Source organism: Intestinimonas massiliensis (ex Afouda et al. 2020), from assembly GCF_900626285.1.
In the GTDB taxonomy this organism is placed as follows: domain Bacteria; phylum Bacillota; class Clostridia; order Oscillospirales; family Oscillospiraceae; genus Flavonifractor; species Flavonifractor massiliensis_A.
The window spans coordinates 944,766-965,317 of sequence record NZ_LR131147.1; the positions used below are offsets into that span (position 1 = coordinate 944,766).

Sequence of the window (20,552 nt, forward strand, 5' to 3'; positions counted from 1 at the left end):
TTCACCTCACGGGGATGGATCGGCTGCGGAGATAGTCCTTCACCTGGGGCACCGTCAGCTCCCCGAAGTGGAACAGAGAGGCGGCCAGAGCGGCGTCGCAGTTGGTTTTCTCAAACACCTCCGCAAAATGGTCCAGGGAGCCGCAGCCGCCGGAGGCGATGACCGGAATGGACACCGCGTCGGTAACCGCCTTGGTCATACCCAGGTCAAAGCCCGCCTTGGTGCCGTCGGCGTCCATGGAGGTGAGCAGGATCTCCCCCGCTCCCAGGGTCTCCGCTTTTTTCACCCACTCAATGAGGTCGATGCCGGTGGGTTTTCTGCCGCCCGCTACGACCACCTCCCAGGTGCCGTCACCTCTGGCCCGGGCGTCGGCGGCCAGCACCACGCACTGGGAACCGAACCGCTCCGCCGCCTCGGAGATCAGCTCCGGCCGGGCCACGGCGGCGGAGTTCACCGAAATTTTATCGGCTCCCGCCCGCAGCAGACGCTGAAAGTCCTCCACGGTGCGGATACCGCCCCCCACAGTCAGGGGCACGAACACCTGAGCGGCGGTGCGCTCCACCACGTCGGCCACGGTGTCCCGGGCGTCGCTGGTGGCGGTGATATCCAGGAACACGATCTCGTCGGCCCCCTGGTCCGAATAGTACTTGGCCAGCTCCACCGGGTCGCCGGCGTCCCGGATGTTGACGAAGTTGACCCCCTTCACCACCCGGCCGTCCCGCACGTCCAGGCAGGGAATGATACGTTTGGCTAACACTGTTTCCCAGCCTCCTTTACGGCCGCAGGCAGATCCACCGTTCCGGCGTAATAGGCCTTGCCGATGATGGCCCCATAGAGGCCCATAGCGTTCAGTTTGGACAGGTCCCCGTTGGAGGACACCCCGCCGGAGGCGGTGATCTGACAGCTCACCGCCTGCTGGAGAGCTGCCAGCCGGTCAAAAGAGGGGCCGGACAGCATACCGTCGGTGGCAATATCGGTAAAGATAATCGTCTTTACCCCGATCGTCTCCATGGACCTGGCGAAGTCCAGGTAGTCCAGGCCGGAGGACTGCTCCCACCCGGCGGTCTTGACGATGCCGTCCATGGCATCGATACCCACAGCGATACGCTCGCCGTACTTTTCCACCGCCTCTTTCACGAACTCCGGGCGGCTGACGGCGGCGGAGCCGATGACGCACCGCCACACGCCCAGGGAGAAAACTTCCTCCAGGTCGGCCATGGTGCGGATCCCGCCCCCCAGTTCCACCTTCAGGCCGGACTGCTCTGCCACCGCCCGCACGATGGAACCGTTCTGCCGCTGTCCGCTGCGGGCCCCGTCCAGATCCACCATGTGGACATACCGGGCCCCGGCGGCGTAAAAATCTTTGGCCACGGCCAGAGGATCGGAGGCCACCTGGTGGGCGGTGGCAAAGTCCCCCTTGTACAGGCGCACCGCCTGGCCGTTCTTCAAATCAATGGCCGGAAACAGGATCATGTGTTCAACCCTCCGAAATTCCGTAAGATCTGCAGGCCCACCTCGCCGCTCTTCTCCGGGTGGAACTGGCAGCCGTACACGTTGCCCTTCTGCACCGCCGCCGTCACCGGCACGCCGTACTCGGTCTGGGCGATGACGGTCCTGGGATCGTCTGCCACGGCGCAGAAGGAGTGGACGAAGTAGACATAACTTCCCGTCTCCACTCCGGCGAACAGGGGGGACGGGTTGGGAAAATACAGGCTGTTCCAGCCGATATGGGGCAGCTTCAGCTCCGTGGTGATCCTGCGGACCCGGCCGGGCACCAGGCCCAGGCCGGCGCACTCCCGCACTTCCTCTCCCTGGTCCAGCAGCAGCTGCATCCCCAGGCAGATGCCCAGGATGGGCTTTTTCTCCGCCTGGGCGATCAGCACCTGATCCAGCCCGGAGACCCGCAGCTTGTCCGCCGCGTCGGGAAAGGCCCCCACCCCGGGCAGGATGATGGCGTCGGCCAGCTCCAGCTCCTTGGGGTCGCTGGTGATGCGGGTTTGCAGGTCCAGATAATCCATGGCGTTGGTGACGCTCTTCAGGTTGCCCACACCGTAGTCCACAATGGCAGTATAGCCCATGCTCTCTCTCCTTCCGCCTTATACCGTGTGGTAAAAGACGATAATATCTTCATATCCGCCGTTCTGCAATCGGAAGCCCCCGGGGATGGTTCCCAGCCGCACAAAGCCCAGGGACTCATACAGGGCAATGGCGCCCAGGTTGCTGGCTACCACGGCGTTGAACTGGAGCAGCCGGAAGCCCAGCGCTCCGCAGGCCGCCAGGCTGTCCTCCACCAGGACCCGGCCCACGCCCCGGCCCCGCTTGTCCCGGCGCACGCCGTAGCTGGCGTTGGCGATATGGCCGCAGCGCCCCACGTTGTTGGGGTGCAGAATATACAGCCCCACCACTTCCCCGTCCAGCTCCGCCACGGCAGCACGGCTCTGGCCGGCGAAAAAGGCCGCCGCTCCCGCCCCGTCCAGCGTCTCTTCCTGGGGAAAGGCCACGCCGTCCTCCACGACCTGATTCCAGATCTCCGTCATGGCAGGCAGATCCTCCGCCCCATAGGGGCGGACCTTCAGCTCCCCTGCCATCACAGTACCCCCTTGGTGGAGGTGACCCCGGTACCGGTGATCTGAACGGCCTCCTTCACCGCCGCCCCCAGGGACTTGAACAGAGCCTCGGTGATGTGGTGGGCGTTCTTGCCGTACAGGCACTTCATATGTAAGGTCAGGCCGCTGTTCACCGCAAAGGCCCGCATGAACTCCTCGGTGAGGCAGGAATCGTAGGCCCCGATCATGGGCTGGGGCATCTCGGCGTCGAACACCAGGAAGGGCCGGTTGGAGAAGTCCAGGGCGGTGAGGCACAGGGCCTCGTCCATGGGGATATAGGCGGAGGCGAACCGGCGGATGCCCTTCCGGTCCCCCAGGGCCTGCCTCATGGCCTGGCCCAGGACGATACCCACGTCCTCCACGGTGTGGTGGCCGTCCACCTCCAGATCCCCCTTGGCGGTCACCTCCAGCCCCAGGCCGCCGTAGAAGGCGAAGGCGGTGAGCATGTGGTCGAAAAACCCGATGCCGGTGGCGATCTCCACCGGGCCGCCCTCCAGACTGAGGGTCAGGCGGATGTCGGTCTCCTTGGTGGTACGGGTCAGTTGGGCTGTTCTCATGGTCATTCTCCTTTACTCAAACCGCACCTGGATGGAGTTGGCGTGGGCGGTGAGCTTTTCGCTCTGGGCCAGGGTGATGATCTGGTCCTTGATGGGGGCCAGGCTGGCCTGGTCGTACTGGATGATGCTCATGGTCTTGAGGAAGCTGTCCACGCTGAGGGGGGAGAAGAACCGGGCGGTGCCGCTGGTGGGCAGCACGTGGTCGGGCCCGGCCAGGTAGTCCCCCAAAGGCTCCGGGGACCAGGCCCCCAGGAACACCGCCCCGGCGTTGCGGATTTTGGGCAGCAGGGCCCGGGGATCCTCTGTGACGATCTCCAGATGCTCCGGGGCGATCTCGTTGGCCAGAGCGGCGCAGTCGTCCAGGGTGTCGCACACAATGGCGCAGCCGAAGTCCCGCAGGGAGCACTCCATGATCTCGGACCGGCTCAGATACCCGGTCTGGCGGACGATCTCCCCGTCCACCGCCTGAGCCAGCTCCACGGAATCGGTGAGCAGCACGGCGGAGGCCAGCTTGTCGTGCTCGGCCTGGCTCAGCAGGTCGGCGGCCACAAACTTGGGGTTGGCCTTGCCGTCGGCGACGACCAGCACCTCGGAGGGTCCGGCCACCATGTCGATGTCCAGCTTGCCGTAGGCCTGCCGCTTGGCGGCGGCCACAAAGGCGTTGCCGGGCCCCACCAGCTTATCCACCCGGGGGATGAAGCCCGCCCCGTAGGTCAGGGCGGCCACCGCCTGGGCCCCGCCCACGGCGATGACACGGTCCACACCGGCGATTCTGGCGGCGGCCAGCACCGCGTCGTTCAGGTTCTCGGTGGGGGGCGTCACCATGACGATCTCCTCCACCCCGGCCACCTTGGCGGGCACCGCGTTCATCAGCACGCTGCTGGGATAGGCGGCGGTGCCGCCGGGGACGTAGATGCCCACACGGGTCAGGCCCCGGACGATCCGGCCCACCACGCCCCCGTCGGGGGAGGTCCACTCCATGGTATGAGTGAGCAGCTTTTCATTATAGTCCCGGATGTTGGCCGCCGCCCGCTCCAGAGCGGCGATCAGCTCCTTGGAGCAGCGATTATAGGCAGCCTCCAGCTCGGCCGGGGTGATCTCCCTGGGCTCGGCCTTGTCGAAGCGGAGGGAGTAGTCCCGCACCGCCTCGAACCCCTTCTCCCTCACGGTCTCCATGATCTCCGCCGCCGCGGCGTCGATGGCCTGGTTGGCCTGGGCGGCCCGGGCCTTCATGGCGGCCATCACCGCCCGCTCGGCGGAGCCATCCGCTTTTACGATCTGTATCATTTCCGCTTCTCCAATTCTCCCTCGCAGCGGGCAATAAAATCTGCGATCTGATCTTTATACAACTTCATGCTGGCGGTGTTGACGATAAGCCGGGCGGACACCGGGGCCACATCCTCGATGGGCACCAGGCCGTTGGCCTTCAGGGTGGCTCCCGTCTCCACGATGTCCACAATGGCGTCGGTGAGATTCAGGATGGGGGCCAGCTCCACGCTGCCCTCGATCTTGATGATGTCCACATCCATGCCCTTACTGGCGAAGAAGGCACGGGTCACCTCCGGGTACTTGGAGGCCACCCGCCGGGTCTTGTAGGTGCCGTAGAAGTCGCTGCCCTGCCTGACAGCCAGGGCGAAGCGGCACTTGCCGAAGCCCAGATCCAGCACCTCGTAAAAAGAGCCGCCCTTCTCCAGGATGGTGTCCTTGCCCACGATGCCCAGGTCGCACACCCCGTGCTCCACATAGGTGATGACGTCGGGGGCCTTGGCCAGCACCGCGTCCAGGGGGTAGTTGGGCAGGCTGTGGACCAGCCGCCGGCCCGGGTCCCGGATGGGTGTACAGTCCAGCCCGGCCCCCTCAAAGAGCTCCACGCTCTTGTCCAGCAGGCGGCCCTTGGTGATGGCGATTCTCAGACGCTCACTCATACCCGCACCGTCCTTTCTCCGTCCTTGTCAAAGACCAGCACGGCCTCCGCCCCCTTGTCCCGGGCCAGGTTCAGACTGGACTCCAGGGTGCGGCAGGGGGACAGTTCGCTGGTACCGGCGGGGCGGCCGTCCACCGCCTCCAGGGCCTGGGCCAGATAGCCCGGCTCGTAGTGGACGATGGTGCGCAGCACCGGCGGGGCCATCTCCGGCAGGGTGCGGGCCACCGCGTCCACATCCACGGCAAAGCCGGTGGCCTGGGCCTCCCGGCCGAAGACACCCACCAGGTTGTCGTACCGGCCGCCGGAGAGGACGGCGTCCCCCGCCCCCTCCACATAGCCCCGGAACACCACGCCGGTGTAGTAGTCGATCTGATGGACCATGCCCAGGTCAAAACGGACATAGGAGCCGTAGCCCGCGGCGGACAGCTCGTCATACAGGGCGGACAGATAGTCCACCGCCGGGGTCTTGCCCGCCAGCTTCTCCGCCTGGGAGAGCACCTCCACCCCGCCGAACAGCCGGCTGAGCTGCCCCAGGGCGGCGCAGGCCGGATTGCCCCGGTAGGGCTCCAGGAAGGCGTTGAGGGCGGCGAAGTTCTTCCCCTCGATGAGGGAACGCATCTCCTCGGCTTCTTCCTCCCCCAGCTCCAGCCGGCCGGCCAGCTCCCGGAAATATCCGGCGTGGCCCAGCTCCACATGGAACCTGGCGGCCCCGCAGGAGCGCAGGGCGTCTATGGCGGTGACGATGATCTCCACGTCCGCCTTCTTCCCCTTGGCCCCGATCAGCTCCACCCCGCACTGGGGGATCTCCCGGCTGCCGCCGTTGTGGGCGGGGTTGGAGCGGTACACCGTCTGGTCGTAGTACAGCCGCTGGGGCAGCGCCACCGCCTTCAGCTTGGTGGCTGCCACCCGGGCGATGGGTGTGGTGGAATCGGGCCGCATGACGCAGAACTTGCCGCTGGGATCCCACACCTTGATCATCCGCTCCTGGGGAATGGCGCTGCCCGACAGGGCAAACAGATCGTAAAATTCCGTGTCCGGGGTGGACACCTCCAAAAAGCCCCGCTGCCGGAACAGGCGGGTCAGCCGGGCCTGCACCTGCCGGCGCTCCTGGCACTCGGCAAACAGCCGGTCCCGGGTGCCCTCCGGGGTGTTGATAATGACGCTCACGGGAGTTCCCCCTTTTTTTGCTTTCACGCTTTACCACGCTACTATACTATAACATCTATTCCTTGTCAAGAGGAAAACCGGGGCCGCGTCAGCCGCGGCCCCGGTCACGGGAATGTTGGATGGGTTCACACCAGACCGGCCAGCAGCAGGCGGACCGTCAGAGCGGCGATCTCGCCCCGGGTCAGGACCCCCTGAGGGTCCAGCAGTCCGCCGGGCTTGCCGGTGAGCAGGCCGGCCGACACCGCCCAGTCGGTACCCTCCGCCGCCCAGCTGCTGACCCGGGCAGAATCGGCGAAGCCGTCCAGGGCGCCGGTAAGGCCGCCGTCATAGCCGGCCATGCGGCCCAGCATGGCGGCCAGCTGCTCCCGGGTCACCGTTCCGTCCGGGTCGAAGCGGGAGCCGTCCACCCCGCCCACGATGCCGGACCGGGCGGCCCAAGCCACCGCTTCGGCGTACCAGGCGTCCCCGGGCACGTCGGCAAAGGCGGCCGTCTGGTCCTGGACTTCCGGGCAGCCCGCCAGCCGCCACAGGAGGGTGACCGCCTGGGACCGGGTCAGGCTGCCGTCAGGCAGGAAGTTCCCCGCCCCATCGCCCCGGAACAGGCCGGCGGCGGCGCAGGTCAGCATGGGCTCCTCCGACCAGTGGCCCTCCAGGTCGCTCGGGACAGGCAGGCCGTACACCTGGCTCAGCAGATAATTCTGCAGTTCCCCGGCCAGAGCGGCCACCGTGCCCGTCTGGAAGATATCCCCCAGGCCGGCCGCCTGCACCGCCTCCCGGTAGCTCAGGCCGGTACCCCGCTCCACCAGACCCAGGTAGGCATCCGCCGCCCCGTCAAAGTCCGTCTGGGCATCCAGGAACAGCTCCAGGGCACTCAGGGCGGAGGTGGCGTAGCTGATATAGTACATGGGAGACTCGAAGGTGTGGTTCACCTGCACCCAGTTGTAGTCGGAGTTGGTACCGAACATATCCAGGCCGCCGTACTCCTCCAGCAGCCAGGTCATCAGGGCATTCATCTCTGCCCCTGTCATCTCCCCGTCGGCATAGAGGGCTGCCTGGAACTCGTCCAGCATACAGCCGGACACCACGCTGTTCAGCAGCTGCGCCAGCACATAGCCCCGGTAGACCGCCCCGCCCTGGGGAAACATCTCGTCGGCAAAGTCCAAGCTGAGCAGCTCCAGGCCCTGGGAGTCGATCTCCGCCACGTCGACACACTCAAAGCCGCCGCCCACCTGGTCGGACAGGCAGTATTCCGCGTAGTGGCCGAACTCGTGGAACAGCGATTCTACGTCATAATAGCCGCCGGACGGACAGTTGAACAGCACCGCCGAGCGATAGGCGGGCAGGCTGGTGGTAAAGCCCACGTCCAGCTTGGTGTCCAGAGGACCAATATCCGCCAGGTGGTTTTCCCGCATATAGCGGAACAGGTCGGCGTACTCGCTGGAGATCCGGTTCAGATAGGGTTCCACCAGATCCAGCTGCTCCTCCTGGGTCAGATCCGTCACATAGGGGGACAGCAGGTCTTGGGACAGGGCCTCGTTGTGCCCCATGGCCGCCGACATCTGGATCAGCAGGGGGACGATCTTCTCCTTCACCTGGGCGTAGAGCCGCCTGGCGTCATCCAGCGTGTAGTCCCGGCAGTACACCTGCTCATAGGCATAGTCGGCATAGTTGTCGTATCCCTTGCTCCGGGCGTACTGGTTGCGCACATCCACCATCTCTCCCAGGATCGATGCGGCAGCGGCGTTGCGGGCCTCGTCCAGCAGGCGCTGGATCTCTCCGATCTCCTCCACACTCAGGCTGTCGGCCTGGTTCAGCTCCCCCTGGGTCCAGCTCTGGCCCTGCCAGGTCACCTGGTAATCCTGGGCCATAGCGGTCCAGTAGTCGTTGATCAACTCCTGATCCCGGCTCATCAGTTCCTGCTGCTTCTGGTCATCTGGGGAGATCATAGCCAGCAGTTCCTCCCGATCCATCCCCATAGCCTGAGCCACTGCCTGGCCATACCGGGACTGGAGCACCTGCCGCTCCGCCTGTAAATAGGCGTTCTGGGCCTCTAGAAGTAACTGGCTCCAGTCCAGGTAATCCTGGGCGGCAGAGACCGGGTCCCGGTAGTAGGCCACAACACACACCGCATACCGGGTATTGAGCTCCTCCCACGCGGTCCCGGCCTGGTCCATCAGCTCCAGCACCCGGTTCTGGTTGTCCGGCTGGGCGCAGGCCGCCTCCAGCTCCTCCAGCAGGGCATACAGCGCTCCGGCATCCGCCGGACCGCAGGTCAGTGTGTTGAAGTCCACATCCTCCGGCCAGGCGTCAAAAACGTCGGTCTCCCGGGCCAGTGCGGTGGTGCTCAGCAGAGCGCACAGCAGGGCCGCCACGGTCAGCAGGGACAAAATACGTCTCTTCATGCCTCTCTCCTCTTCTCTTTTAAAAGCCGTCAAACAGGGTCATCTGGCTGGTATCGGGCATATTGTCCAGAGCGCCGACGGCTTTCAGCTGCTCGATGTGGGTCTTGGACACCTTGGGGCAGGCGGCGGAGAACTCCTCGATGGAGATGAACCGCTTACCCTCCCGCTGCTCCATAATGGACCAGGCGGCGGTCTCACCCAGGCCGGGGATGGAGGTGAAGGGGGGCAGCAGGGTGCCCTTCTCCATGTCCGGCAGGAAGTTCACCGCGTGGGAGCGGTACAGGTCCATGGGCTCGAAGCTGAAACCCCGGAGGTAGAACTCATACACCACTTCCAGGGTGACCAGCATATCCTCCTCCACCGGGGTGGGCTTCTCCTTGCTCTCGATCTCCTTCATCTTGGCCTTGCACACGTCCATGCCCATGCACATGCAGGTGGCGTCGAAGGCTTTGGCCCGGATGGAGAAGAAGGCGGCGTAGAAGGCCAGGGGCCGGTGGACCTTGAACCAGGCGATGCGGAAGGCCATCATGACGTAAGCTACGGCGTGGGCCTTGGGGAAGAGGTACTTGATCTTCTTGCAGGAGCCGATGTACCAGTCGGGCACGCCGGCGGCCTTCATCTCCTCTTCGGCCCCCTCGGGCAGACCTCTGCCCTTCCGCACCGCCTCCATGATCTTGAAGGAGCGCTTCTCCGGCATGCCGCAGGAGATGAGGAAGAGCATGATGTCGTCCCGGCAGCCGATGGCCTGGCCGACGGGGATGCCCTGGTCCACCACCAGGTCCCGGGCGTTGCCCAGCCACACGTCGGTGCCGTGGGAGAAGCCGGACAGGCGGAGCAGGATGTCGAACTGGTGGGGCTGGGTGTCCACCAGCATGCCCCGGGTGAATTTGGTGTTGAACTCCGGAATGGCCACGGCGCCGGTGGGGCCCAGGACGGGGTCGTTCTCAAAGCCCAGCACCTTGGAGGAGGTGAAGATGCTCATGGTGTCCTTGTCGTCCAGGGGGATCTTCTGGGGGTCCACCCCGGTCAGGTCCTGGAGCATGCGGATCATGGTGGGGTCATCGTGGCCCAGCATATCCAGCTTCAGCAGGTTGGATTCCATGGAGTGATATTCAAAGTGGGTGGTGATGATGTCGCTGTTGGGGTCGTCGGCGGGGTGCTGCACCGGGCAGAAGTCATAGATCTCCCGGTTCTGGGGGATGACCACCATGCCGCCGGGGTGCTGGCCGGTGGTGCGCTTGACCCCGCTGCACCCCAGGGACAGCCGGTTCTCCTCCGCCCGGGTGCCGTGGATGCCGTGCTCGTCCAGGTAGTGCTTTACGTAGCCGAAGGCGATCTTGTCCTTCACGGTGCCGATGGTGCCTGCCCGGAACACGTGGCTCTGGCCGAACAGCTCAAAGGTATAGCGGTGGGCGTTGGACTGGTACTCGCCGGAAAAGTTCAGGTCGATATCGGGCACCTTGTCGCCGCCAAAGCCCAGGAAGGTCTCGAAGGGGATGTTGAAGCCGTCCTTGTCGTAGGGGGTGCCGCAGACGGGACACACCGCGTCCGGCATATCGGCGCCGCAGCCGATACCCAGCTCCTTGGCCGCCTCGAAATCGGAGTGCTTGCACTTGGGGCAGCGGTAGTGTGGGGGCAGGGAGTTGACCTCGGTGATGCCCGACATGAAGGCCACCAGGGAGGAACCCACCGAACCACGGGAGCCCACCAGGTAGCCGTGGTTCAGGGAGTCCTGCACCAGCTTCTGGGCGGACATGTAAATGACGTCATACTTACATTTAATAATGTCCCCCAGCTCGGCATTGATGCGGTCCACCACGATCTTGGGGGGCTCTTCGCCATAGAGGGCTTTGGCCTTGTCCCACACCAGCCGCGTCAGCTCCTCGGCGGAGTTTTCGATCTTGGGTGCGAACAGGCCCTGGGGCAGAGGCACCACGTCCTCGCACCAGTCGGCCACCAGGTTGGTGTTGCGCACCACCACCTCGTAGGCCTTGTCCTTGCCCAGGTAGGCAAACTCGTCCAGCATCTCCTGGGTGGTCTTGAAGTAGAGGGGCAGGGGCGAGTCGGCGTCCTCAAAGCCCTTGGAGGCCAGCAGGATATGGCGGTAGATCTCGTCCTCCGGGTCCAGGAAGTGGACGTCACCGGTGGCGCACACCGGCTTGTCCAGCGCCTCACCCAGGGCCACCACGGTGCGGTTGAAGTCCCGCAGCTCCTCCTCGCTGCGCACCATGCCCTTGCGGAGCATGAAGGCGTTGTTGCACAGGGGCTGGATCTCCAGAAAATCGTACCAGGAGGCGATGCGCTTGAGCTCCTTGAAATCCTTCCGCCTGACGATGGCCTGGAACAGTTCCCCCGCCTCGCAGGCCGAGCCGATGATGAGCCCCTCCCGGTTCTGGTCGATGAGGCTCTTGGGCATGATGGGGTACCGCTTGAAGTGATCCAGGTAGGAGGCGGAAATCAGCTTGTACAGATTGCGCAGGCCCAGCTGGTTCTTGGCCAGCACGATCAGGTGCTTGGGCTGCCGTTTGGCCTTGCCGCCGGAGCGCAGCTTGCGCATGGCGGGGTTGATCTGCTGAAGGGTGCGGACCCCCTTGTCCCGCAGCATGTCAAAGAAGGGCACCAGCATGTAACCCACCGTGGCCGCGTCGTCATAGGCCCGGTGGTGGTTGAAGGCGGGCAGGTTCAGGTGCTCCGCCACGATATTCAGCTTGTACTTGCCCAGGTCGGGCAGCAGGTTCTGGGCCAGGATCAGGCTGTCGATGGAGGTATTCTCAAAGGGGCGGCCGATTTTGCGGCAGCCGGCGGCCAGGAAGCCCATGTCGAACTCGGCGTTGTGGGCGGCCAGGGGCCGGTCCCCCACAAAGTCCAGGAAGGAGTTGATGGCGTCCGCCTGGGAGGGAGCCCCCTCCAGCATCTGGTCGGTAATGCCGGTGAGCTCGGTGATCTCCCGGGTCAGGGGCCGGCCCGGGTCCACAAAGGTGGAAAACTGCTCGGCCACCTCTCCGTTGCGCAGCACCACGGCGCCGATCTCGATGATGACCTCCCGCCGGTTGTCCAGGCCGGTGGTCTCCAGATCGAAACAGACGATCTCATCCTCCAGGGCCTGGTCCTTCTCCCCGTGGATGGCCACCCGGTCGTCCACGTCGTTGATGAAGTAGGCCTCCACCCCGTAGAGGATCTTGATCTTCTTGGCGGAGTGCCAGGCGTTGGGGAAGGAGTGGGCCACCCCGTGGTCGGTGATGGCAATGGCCCGGTGGCCCCACCGCTCGGCCCGCTTCACCACGTTCTTGTCGGTGCCGATGGGAGAGTCCATCTTGGAGCCCACAGCGGTGAGGGCATCCATGGCGGACATGTTGGTATGCAGATGGAGCTCCACCCGCTTCTCCGTGGCGTCGTCCACCCGTTCCGTGCGGCCGGTCTCCATGATGGCGTAGGGCTCCAGCACCATGTCGCCGGTAAAGCGGTCGATGTTCAGCTTGCCCTGGATGAGCAGCCGCTGGCCCTTCTTCACCCCGTCCACGATGCCCTTTCCCTCGTCTCCGGGGAAGAACTTGTTGATCCGCACCGAGCCGGTATAGTCGGTGACATCGAAGGACACCACCCAGGCCCCCCGCTTCTTCAGCTCCCGGTGATCCAGGGCAAATACGTCTCCCTCCACGATCACCGTGCCCATATCCAGATCCAGGTCCCTCATGGGGGTGGGTGTCTTGCGCACCTCATGCTTGCCGTAGAGCAGCTTGCCCTTGGGGGCGCTCCCCTTGCCCCCCTTCTTCTCTGATGGCTTGGGGGACTTGAGGCCCGCAAGAGCCTTGCGGCGGATCTCCTCGGTGCGGCGGAACGCGGCGGCGGCCTCGTCCTCCACCACGGGCGGCTCCGCCGGGGCTGGCGTGGGCACGGGGGTTGGGATGGGGTCCGCCTTGGGGGCAGACAGCTCCCGCTCGGAAACGGGCTGCTCAGCCACCGCCAGCTCCACTTTCTCCACCCGGTAGGCCAGGGCCAGGCTGCGCTCGATGGTGCGGCGCAGGTCCTCTGCCGGCGGGGCGGCGCACTCCACGCTGGCTTTGATAGACCTGGTATGTTTATCAATTACCGCCCGGGTCACCAGGTAGCCGGACACCAGTCCGGACAGCTCGGCTCCCGGGTGCCAGGCGGAAAACAGTTTCAGAAATGGGATCTTTTGTGCTTCTGGCATTTGACACGCTCCTGCTTACAGTTGGTCAATGAGGGCGAACAGCTCGTCCACCAGTTGATCCTGGGGTACCTTTTTCACGATCTCCCCCTTGCGGAACAGCAGGCCCTCCCCGTTGCCGCCGGCGATGCCCACGTCGGCGGCGGAGGCCTCGCCGGGTCCGTTGACCACACACCCCATCACCGCCACGGTGATGGGCTTGTCCACGGTCTTGAGCCGCTCCTCCACCTGGCCGGCCAGGCCGATCAGGTCGATGCGGGTGCGGCCGCAGGTGGGGCAGGACACCAGGTCGGGTCCGTCCTTCCGCAGGCCGGCGGCCTTCAGGATGTCCTTGGCCGCCAGCACCTCCTCCACCGGGTCGGCGGACAGGGACACCCGCATGGTGTCCCCGATGCCCAGGGCCAGCAGGCCCCCGATGCCGATGGCGGATTTCAGGGTGCCCATGCGGATGGTGCCCGTCTCGGTGACGCCCAGATGTAAGGGATAATCGCTTTTCTCGCTCATGAGCCTGTAGGCCGCCATGGTCACCGGCACGCTGGAGGACTTGAGGGACACGCAGATGTCATGGAAGTCATACTTCTCCAGCAGGGCGATATGTCCGAAAGCCGACTCCACCAGGGCCTCCGGGGTGACGCCGCCGTATTTGGCCAGCAGGGGCTTTTCCAGGGAGCCGCCGTTGACCCCGATGCGGATAGGAAGGCCCTTGGCCTTACAGGCCTCAGCCACCGCCTTCACTCGCTCCTCCCCGCCGATGTTGCCCGGGTTGATGCGCACCGCGTCGCACCCGGCCTCAATGCAGGTGAGGGCCAGCTTGTAGTCAAAGTGGATGTCCACCACCAGGGGGATGTGGATGCGCTCCCGAATGGCCCCCACCGACCGGGCGGCCGCCTGGTCGGGCACCGCCACCCGGATGATCTGGCAGCCGGCGGTCTCCAGCCGCTTGATCTGCTCCACGGTGGCCTGTACGTCGTCGGTACGGGTATTGGTCATGGACTGTATGGTAACAGGGGCGCCCCCGCCTACGGGGACGCCTCCTACAAGAATCTGTCTTGTCATTTTGAACATGCCTCCTACAGGATATACTTGTTCACATCGCTGATGGCCACCAGAATCATCAGGGCAATCAGGCAGATGAAGCCCACCATATTCACATAGCCCAGATATTTTTGGTCGATATACTTCTTACTGAACAGGTGGTAGATCCCGTTGACGATAAGCAGGAAAATCTGTCCGCCGTCCAGAGCGGGGATGGGCAGCAGGTTCATCACCGCCAGGTTGATGGCGATAAGCGCGGTGAAGTCCAGCAGATTGACCACCGCGCCGAACATGCCCGCCGCCTCGGCGCCGGCCTGGCCCACATCGCCGGCCATGGCCACAATGCCGATGACCCCGGACATGTCGCGGAGGCCCACCGCACCGGTAAAGATGTCGCCCAGACCCATCCACACCATGCGCACATAGTCAATGGCCTGATACCAGGTGTTCTGCAGGCGGGTAGCCACTGTGTCCTCCAGATACTGACCCACGTAGATGCCCCGCTTTTCCACCTGGGCACCGGTCTCATCGGTAAGCTGGCGGTAGGGCAGATAGATCTCACCCAGATCCACCTTCTCTCCGTCCCGGAGCACCGTCACCTCCACCTGCTCCCCCGCACGCTGGAGATAGATCATGGCGTCGCTCTGGAAGTAGATCCGGTGGCCGTCGATGGTGTAGAACTGGTCCCCGGGCTGAAGGCCGGTATCCAGCACCGCCTCCGCCCCCTCCATCACGCCGGTAAACACCGGGGCGGCGGGACTGCCGACCAGAAAGAGGAGCACCAGAATGATGACCAGGCCCGTCACGAAGTTCATGAAGGCACCGGCCACCAGGATAATCAGTTTTTTCCAAAAGGGCTTGTTGTGGAAGGATCGGGGATCGTCGGAGCTCTCCTCTTCCCCCTCCATGGCGCAGAAACCGCCGACAGGGAAAACCCGGAGCGAGTAGAGGGTCTCCCCCTTCTCCCGGGAAATGATGGCCGGTCCCATGCCGATGGAAAATTCGTTCACCCGCACCCCCATGATCTTGGCGGCAATAAAGTGGCCGAATTCGTGGACCGCAATCAGCAGGCCGAAAAACAGAATAATGAGTACGATGGAAAAGATGGTCATAGGCACCTCATACCTCAGCAGTCTTCCACGGCCGCCTCCCGGGCGGCGGAGTCGGCGGCCAGCACGGCCTCCAGATCAGGCTTCTGCGCCGCGGGCACAACCGACAGCGCGTGTTCCACCCGCTCGGCGATCTCCCCAAAAGAGATCTTTCCCGCCAGGAACAGGCCCACCGCTGCCTCGTTGGCTCCGTTCAGAATGGCGGTGGCTGTGCCGCCGGTACGGGCGGCGCCCAGCGCCAGGGGCAGGCAGGGGAAAGCATCGTAGTCCGGCGCATGGAAGGTCAGGGGCGGACAGGTCAGCAGGTCCAGGGGCTTTGCCACGGCATCCGTCCGTGCGGGCCAGGTCAGGGCGTACTGGATGGGCAGACGCATGTCCGGCACCCCCAGTTGGGCCAGGATGGCGTTGTCACAGTATTCCACCAGGGAGTGTACAATACTCTCCCGGTGGATCACAATGGAAATTTTCTCCGGGGGCAGGCGGTAGAGCCGCATAGCCTCGATAAATTCCAGGCCCTTGTTCATCAGGCTGGCGGAATCCACGGTGATCTTGGCCCCCATGGACCAGTTGGGGTGCTTCAATGCCTGCTCCACCGTGGCAGAGGCGATCTTCTCCCGGTCCCAGCCCCAGAAGGGTCCGCCGGAGGCGGTGAGAATCAGCCGCTTCACCTCACCCCGGTCCCCGCAGCCCTGGAGGCACTGGAAAATGGCGGAGTGCTCCGAATCCACCGGCACAATCTCCGCCCCATAGGTATCGGCGGCCTCCATCACCAGTTCCCCGGCACACACCAGGGTCTCCTTGTTGGCCAGGGCGATGCGCTTGCCCCGGCGGATGGCCGCCAGAGTGGGCCGCAGGCCCACCATGCCCACCACTGCGGTGAGCACCGTGTCCGCCTGCTCCAGGCTGGCCGCCTCGATGAGGCCGCCCATTCCCGACCCCACCCGGACGGAGGTGTCCGCCAGCCGCACCCGCAGATCCGCAGCGGCAGCGGGATCCATCATCACCGCCAGCTCCGGCCGGAACTTCCGGCACTGCTCCTCCATCCGCTCCACATCCCGGTTGGCGGTGAGGGCGGCCACAGTCATGCCACAGGCGGCAATCACATCCAGTGACTGCCGCCCGATTGACCCGGTGGAACCCAATAACGATATACACTTGCTCATAGTCAGCCTCCCACGGCGGGCAGGATGTGGAGCAGCAGCTCCACCAGCGGCGCACAGAAAATCACGCTGTCAAACCGGTCCAGCACACCGCCGTGACCGGGGAAAATGTTGCCGAAATCCTTGATGCCGTACTCCCGCTTGATATAGGAAAAGGACAGATCTCCCAGCTGGGACACCACACTGCCCAGAGCGCCGTACAGGGCCAGCAGGAGATAGTCGACCTCCATGTGGAAACCCAGGCTGAGCGCCACCCCGTAGAGCACCGTACACACCACGGCACCCAGGAAGCCGCCCACCGCCCCTTCCACCGTCTTCTTGGGGGAGAGCTCGGGGGCCAGCTTGTGCCTGCCGAAAGCCATGCCCGCGAACAGGGCGAAGGCGTCGCTGATAAAGGCGATCACCAGAGGCAGGATCACCAGGGCCCGCCACTGATCCATCAGCCGGATGCGCAGGAAGGAGGACAGGAAAAACGGGATGATGAGGGTGAGGAAAAAGGCCCCGCCCAGCTTCTCCAGCCCGATCCGCTTGTGGCTGGCGATGGCCTCGCAGAACAGGAGCACCACATAGAGAAACAGACCGCACAGGACGGGCAGGGATTCGCCGCTGTAGTACACCCAGAAGGGGATCAGGCCCGCCATGATGATGGAATAACCGGAAATGCGGGCGTGCTTCAGAAAGCTGGTGGACCACAGGGCCTCATGCACCGCGATCATGGACAGGCCGGCGATAATGATGGGCAGGACCACCGGATAGACCGGAGAGGCCCAGTAGATCGCCAGCAGCAGCAGCGGAATGAAGATCACCGCTACCATAACTCGCTTGACCACTCACACACCTCCAAAACGGCGGGAGCGTCCCTGGTAGGCCGCCAGCGCCTTGTGCAGTTCTTCCTTGGAAAAGTCGGGCCACAGCACGTCGGTGTAGTAGAATTCAGCATAGGCCGACTGCCACAGGAGGAAGTTGGAGATCCGAAGCTCCCCGCTGGGCCGGATCACCAGATCCGGATCGGGCACGCCGGCGGAATAGAGGTAGTTGGAAAAGCTCTCTTCCGTCAGCTGTTCCGGCTCCGCCTTTCCCGCCATACAGTCGGCGGCAAAGGCCCGGGCCGCCCGGACGATCTCGTCCCGGCCGCCGTAGTTGAGGCACACGTTGACCTGCATGCCGTCGTACCGCTTGGAAATGGCGTCCGTCCGGGCGCACATCTCCCGCAGTTCCTGGGGCAGCGGAGACAGGTCCCCGAAAAAGTGGAGCTTGATCTTGTCCCGCTCCATCTTCTCAATGGATTCCAGCAGATATTTCTTCAGCAGGCCCATAATGGCGGACACTTCCTCCAGGGGCCGCTTCCAGTTTTCCGTGGAAAAGGCGTATACCGTCAGGTAATCCAGCCCGATCTTCTGGCAGTAGGTGGCGATGGTACGGAAGTTCTCCGCGCCGGCAGCATGGCCCGCCGTCCGGGGCATCCCCCGGCGCTTGGCCCAGCGGCCGTTGCCGTCCATGATAATCGCCACATGGCGGGGCAGGTGGTCAAAGTCCACCTGTGCCTCCCCGCTCTCCTTTGGTTTTAAAAATGCCATATCCGATTCCTACCCGATTTATGAATACCGGTGCGGGACGCCTGGGGCGCCCCGCACCGTTCTGCGTTTGTCTGCGCGGTCAGACCGCCATCAGCTCGGTCTCCTTCTTAGCGGTGAGCTCGTCGATCTGCTTGCAGCGCTTCTCGGTCAGATCCTGCAGCTCCTTCTCGTAGTCCTTCCGGTCATCCTCGGTGATCTCGGACTTCTTCTCCATGGCCTTGAACTTCTCCATGGCGTCCCGCCGGATGTTGCGGATGGCCACCTTGCCGTTCTCGCCGTACTTGCGCACCTGCTTGGTCAGATCCTTACGGCGCTCCTCGGTGAGCTGAGGGAAGGACAGGCGGATCACACGGCCGTCGTTCTGGGGATTGATGCCCAGGTCGGAGGTCTGGATGGCCTTCTCGATGGCCTTCAGCAGGGTGCTGTCCCAGGGCTGGATCATCAGGGACCGGGGATCGGGAGAGGAGATGGCGGCCACCTGGTTCAGGGGCGTGGGCGCGCCGTAATAGTCCACCGTGATCTTATCCAGCACGGCGGCATTGGCGCGGCCCGCCCGGACACTGGCGAAATCGCTGATGACGACATCAATGGTTTTCTGCATTTTTGCGTCGAATTCCTTGTTGACTTCCTTCATTTCACGGTTCCTCCTTGACGATGGTTCCTATTTTTTCGCCCATGACCACCCGCAGGATGTTCTCCGGGTCCTTCAGGGCAAACAGAATCACAGGGATCTTATTGTCCATGGACAGGGACGTGGCGGTGGAATCCATCACCTGCAGGTGGCGGGCCAGGATATCGTCATAGGTAATGGTGTCGAACTTCACCGCGCTGGGGTCCTTCTTGGGATCGGCGGAGTACACCCCGTCGATGTTCTTGGCCAGCAGGATGGCGTCGGCGTCAATCTCCGCCGCCCGCAGCACCGCCGCGGTGTCGGTGGAGAAGAAGGGGTTGCCGGTGCCGCAGCCGAAGATGACCACTCTCCCCTTCTCCATGTGCCGGATGGCCTTGGACCGGATATAGGGCTCCGCAATGGAGCGCATCTCGATAGCGGTCTGCACCCGCACGTCCACGCCCTTCTGCTCCAGCACATCGGCCACGGCCAGGGCGTTGATGGTGGTGGCCAGCATACCCATATGGTCGGCCCGGGTGCGCTCCATCCGGTCGCCGCCGTCCTTCACGCCGCGCCAGAAGTTGCCGCCGCCGACCACGATGCCCACCTGTACGCCCTTCTCCACGCACTTCTTGATCACATCGCAGACGTTTCCGATTACGTCAAAATCCAGCCCGCGGCTGGCATCGCCCGCCAATGCCTCACCACTAAGCTTTAACAGCACCCGCTTGTACTGCGGTTCGCTCATAATTCCAACCCCTTCTTATGGTATTTCAGTTCATCTCATTTTAATATAGTTTTCCACATTTGCCTAGTGGTTAGGCCAAAGTTTTTATAAATTATTCAAAGTCTCAGTGGTTTTTCACAGGCAGCACAGGGGCCGGCGCATCAAAAGATGCGCCGGCCCCTGCTTTTTGCGCTGTATCATCCCTGATCGGAGGGTTTGCGTGCCTGCTTCACTCTTTCCGGGCGCGGCTCAAAACAGCGTTTTCTCATTTTCCGAAAACAATTTGTCATTGATCTCGGTCAGACTGGTTTTATGCAGGATCCCGTGGCTGATAATGGCGTCCCGCTTGACCTTGGGGTAGAGCTGGGCATAGGTGGCCTGCTTCAGCAGCTGCTGGGTCTCCTCCAGGGTGGCCTCCAGCCCGATGCACAGACAGAGCAGCCGGTCCCGGGAGGGTTTCCTCCTGCCGGAAAATACCTGGTGGAGATAGACCTCGCTCATGCCGGCCTTCCGGGCCAGCGCCGCCTTGGAGATGTCTCTGCCCTGATACACGTCGTTCAAAAGAGCCGCGATGTTTTGTTCCGTAAAATAGGCCTGGTTTTCACTCAGATAGGTATCCAGGTCAGAATCATTCATCAGCTCCTGTCTGAGATCGTCGGTGGTCTTTGGCTCCATGGGGTTCCCTCCGCTTTACTTTTTTTCAGAAATCGTTTATACTAAATTTACAACAATTTGTATCTTAATACAATATGCCCGCTGCATAGTATACAAGATTTTGGAGGACGCCGTGATTTACACTTGGCTTACCGACGCGCTGCGCGCAGAGTTTGAATTGGTGGACACGCTGAAAAAGAGCCCCAGGGGCAGCGTCCGCCTGATCCGCCACAAATCCACCGGAAAAAAGTTCATCCTGCGCCAGTTTACTGGCAATCCGGAGGTCTATCAGAAGCTGCTGGACTACACCTGTCCCAACCTGCCCACCGTATACGAGGTGGCGGCAAACGAGACGGACAATCTGGTGCTGGAGGAGTACATACAGGGCGACACCCTGGGGTTCCTGCTGAAGGGTGCCCTGTTCACGCCCGAGGAGACCCGGAAGATCGTCATTCAGGTGTGCCGGGCCCTGTGGGTGCTCCACTCCATTGGTGCGGTCCACCGGGATGTGAAGCCGGAAAACATCATCCTGCGGGGGAATGAGGCGGTGCTCATCGACTTTGACGCCGCCCGGCTGCACAAACCCGAGCACGACACCGACACTCAGATCCTGGGTACCACCGGTTTTGCCGCCCCGGAGCAGTACGGCCTGTCCCAGTCCGACCTGCGCACCGATATCTACTCGGTGGGTATCCTCATCAACGTGATGCTCACCGGGGAGCACCCCTCCAAAAAGCTGGCGGAGGGCAGAATGGGCCACATCGTGGACCGGTGTACCCATGTCAACCCCCAGCGGCGGTACAAAAACGTGCTGCGGCTGATGGAGGCCCTGTAA

At 63.5% G+C, this 20,552-nt stretch carries 19 protein-coding genes; 1 reads left to right on the plus strand and 18 read right to left on the minus strand.

Annotated elements, in window-relative coordinates; all coding sequences use genetic code 11:
- Nucleotide 1 precedes the first annotated feature (1 nt).
- From hisF to E0E41_RS05025, 18 genes are all read right to left on the minus strand, one after another.
- Nucleotides 2-757 (minus strand): imidazole glycerol phosphate synthase subunit HisF, encoded by a 756-nt coding sequence (gene hisF / locus E0E41_RS04940; protein WP_130868987.1) that lies wholly within the window; start codon nucleotides 755-757, stop codon nucleotides 2-4.
- The gene (gene hisA / locus E0E41_RS04945; protein ID WP_130868988.1) at nucleotides 751-1,473 is read right to left on the minus strand and encodes a 1-(5-phosphoribosyl)-5-[(5-phosphoribosylamino)methylideneamino]imidazole-4-carboxamide isomerase; all 723 of its coding nucleotides are present in this window, start codon (nucleotides 1,471-1,473) and stop codon (nucleotides 751-753) included. The genes hisF and hisA overlap by 7 nt, the downstream gene beginning before the upstream one ends.
- Nucleotides 1,470-2,078: an imidazole glycerol phosphate synthase subunit HisH gene (hisH, locus tag E0E41_RS04950; protein WP_130868989.1), complete on the minus strand. Its 609-nt coding sequence runs from the start codon at nucleotides 2,076-2,078 to the stop codon at nucleotides 1,470-1,472. The genes hisA and hisH overlap by 4 nt, the downstream gene beginning before the upstream one ends.
- 18 nt (nucleotides 2,079-2,096) lie before the next feature.
- Nucleotides 2,097-2,588, minus strand: a complete 492-nt coding sequence (locus E0E41_RS04955) for a GNAT family N-acetyltransferase (protein ID WP_130868990.1) — start codon at nucleotides 2,586-2,588, stop codon at nucleotides 2,097-2,099.
- Complete coding sequence (gene hisB, locus E0E41_RS04960; protein ID WP_130868991.1) at nucleotides 2,588-3,163, minus strand: imidazoleglycerol-phosphate dehydratase HisB; 576 nt, start codon at nucleotides 3,161-3,163, stop codon at nucleotides 2,588-2,590. The genes E0E41_RS04955 and hisB overlap by 1 nt, the downstream gene beginning before the upstream one ends.
- Nucleotides 3,164-3,175: 12 nt before the next feature.
- Entirely contained in the window at nucleotides 3,176-4,450 is a 1,275-nt protein-coding gene (hisD, locus tag E0E41_RS04965; protein ID WP_130868992.1) for a histidinol dehydrogenase, read from the minus strand.
- The gene (gene hisG / locus E0E41_RS04970) at nucleotides 4,447-5,088 is read right to left on the minus strand and encodes an ATP phosphoribosyltransferase (protein WP_130868993.1); all 642 of its coding nucleotides are present in this window, start codon (nucleotides 5,086-5,088) and stop codon (nucleotides 4,447-4,449) included. The genes hisD and hisG overlap by 4 nt, the downstream gene beginning before the upstream one ends.
- Entirely contained in the window at nucleotides 5,085-6,254 is a 1,170-nt protein-coding gene (gene hisZ, locus E0E41_RS04975) for an ATP phosphoribosyltransferase regulatory subunit (protein WP_165450502.1), read from the minus strand. Before hisZ ends, hisG begins: the two co-directional genes overlap by 4 nt.
- Before the next feature lie 125 nt (nucleotides 6,255-6,379).
- Nucleotides 6,380-8,656 (minus strand): S-layer homology domain-containing protein, encoded by a 2,277-nt coding sequence (locus E0E41_RS04980; RefSeq protein WP_130868995.1) that lies wholly within the window; start codon nucleotides 8,654-8,656, stop codon nucleotides 6,380-6,382.
- Nucleotides 8,657-8,675: 19 nt separating this feature from the next.
- Complete coding sequence (locus tag E0E41_RS04985) at nucleotides 8,676-12,848, minus strand: PolC-type DNA polymerase III (RefSeq protein ID WP_130868996.1); 4,173 nt, start codon at nucleotides 12,846-12,848, stop codon at nucleotides 8,676-8,678.
- 15 nt (nucleotides 12,849-12,863) lie between these two features.
- Nucleotides 12,864-13,901 carry a flavodoxin-dependent (E)-4-hydroxy-3-methylbut-2-enyl-diphosphate synthase gene (gene ispG, locus E0E41_RS04990; RefSeq protein WP_130868997.1) on the minus strand — a complete coding sequence of 346 codons (1,038 nt, stop codon included), beginning with the start codon at nucleotides 13,899-13,901 and terminating at the stop codon, nucleotides 12,864-12,866.
- Between the two features lie 14 nt (nucleotides 13,902-13,915).
- Nucleotides 13,916-14,992: a M50 family metallopeptidase gene (locus E0E41_RS04995; RefSeq protein WP_130868998.1), complete on the minus strand. Its 1,077-nt coding sequence runs from the start codon at nucleotides 14,990-14,992 to the stop codon at nucleotides 13,916-13,918.
- Nucleotides 14,993-15,006: 14 nt separating this feature from the next.
- Complete coding sequence (locus tag E0E41_RS05000) at nucleotides 15,007-16,152, minus strand: 1-deoxy-D-xylulose-5-phosphate reductoisomerase (protein WP_207303193.1); 1,146 nt, start codon at nucleotides 16,150-16,152, stop codon at nucleotides 15,007-15,009.
- Nucleotides 16,153-16,154: 2 nt separating this feature from the next.
- Nucleotides 16,155-16,979, minus strand: coding sequence for a phosphatidate cytidylyltransferase (locus tag E0E41_RS05005; protein ID WP_242623698.1), 825 nt, complete (start codon nucleotides 16,977-16,979; stop codon nucleotides 16,155-16,157).
- Nucleotides 16,980-17,726, minus strand: a complete 747-nt coding sequence (locus E0E41_RS05010; protein WP_130869000.1) for an isoprenyl transferase — start codon at nucleotides 17,724-17,726, stop codon at nucleotides 16,980-16,982.
- Between the two features lie 79 nt (nucleotides 17,727-17,805).
- Nucleotides 17,806-18,360 carry a ribosome recycling factor gene (gene frr, locus E0E41_RS05015; protein ID WP_130869001.1) on the minus strand — a complete coding sequence of 185 codons (555 nt, stop codon included), beginning with the start codon at nucleotides 18,358-18,360 and terminating at the stop codon, nucleotides 17,806-17,808.
- A 1-nt stretch (nucleotide 18,361) separates the two neighbouring features.
- Entirely contained in the window at nucleotides 18,362-19,084 is a 723-nt protein-coding gene (gene pyrH / locus E0E41_RS05020) for a UMP kinase (RefSeq protein WP_130869002.1), read from the minus strand.
- 228 nt (nucleotides 19,085-19,312) lie between these two features.
- Complete coding sequence (locus E0E41_RS05025; RefSeq protein ID WP_130869003.1) at nucleotides 19,313-19,738, minus strand: helix-turn-helix domain-containing protein; 426 nt, start codon at nucleotides 19,736-19,738, stop codon at nucleotides 19,313-19,315.
- Nucleotides 19,739-19,850: 112 nt separating this feature from the next.
- Here E0E41_RS05025 and E0E41_RS05030 point away from each other — a divergent pair, with 112 nt between their 5' ends.
- The gene (locus tag E0E41_RS05030; protein WP_242623699.1) at nucleotides 19,851-20,552 is read left to right on the plus strand and encodes a serine/threonine protein kinase; all 702 of its coding nucleotides are present in this window, start codon (nucleotides 19,851-19,853) and stop codon (nucleotides 20,550-20,552) included.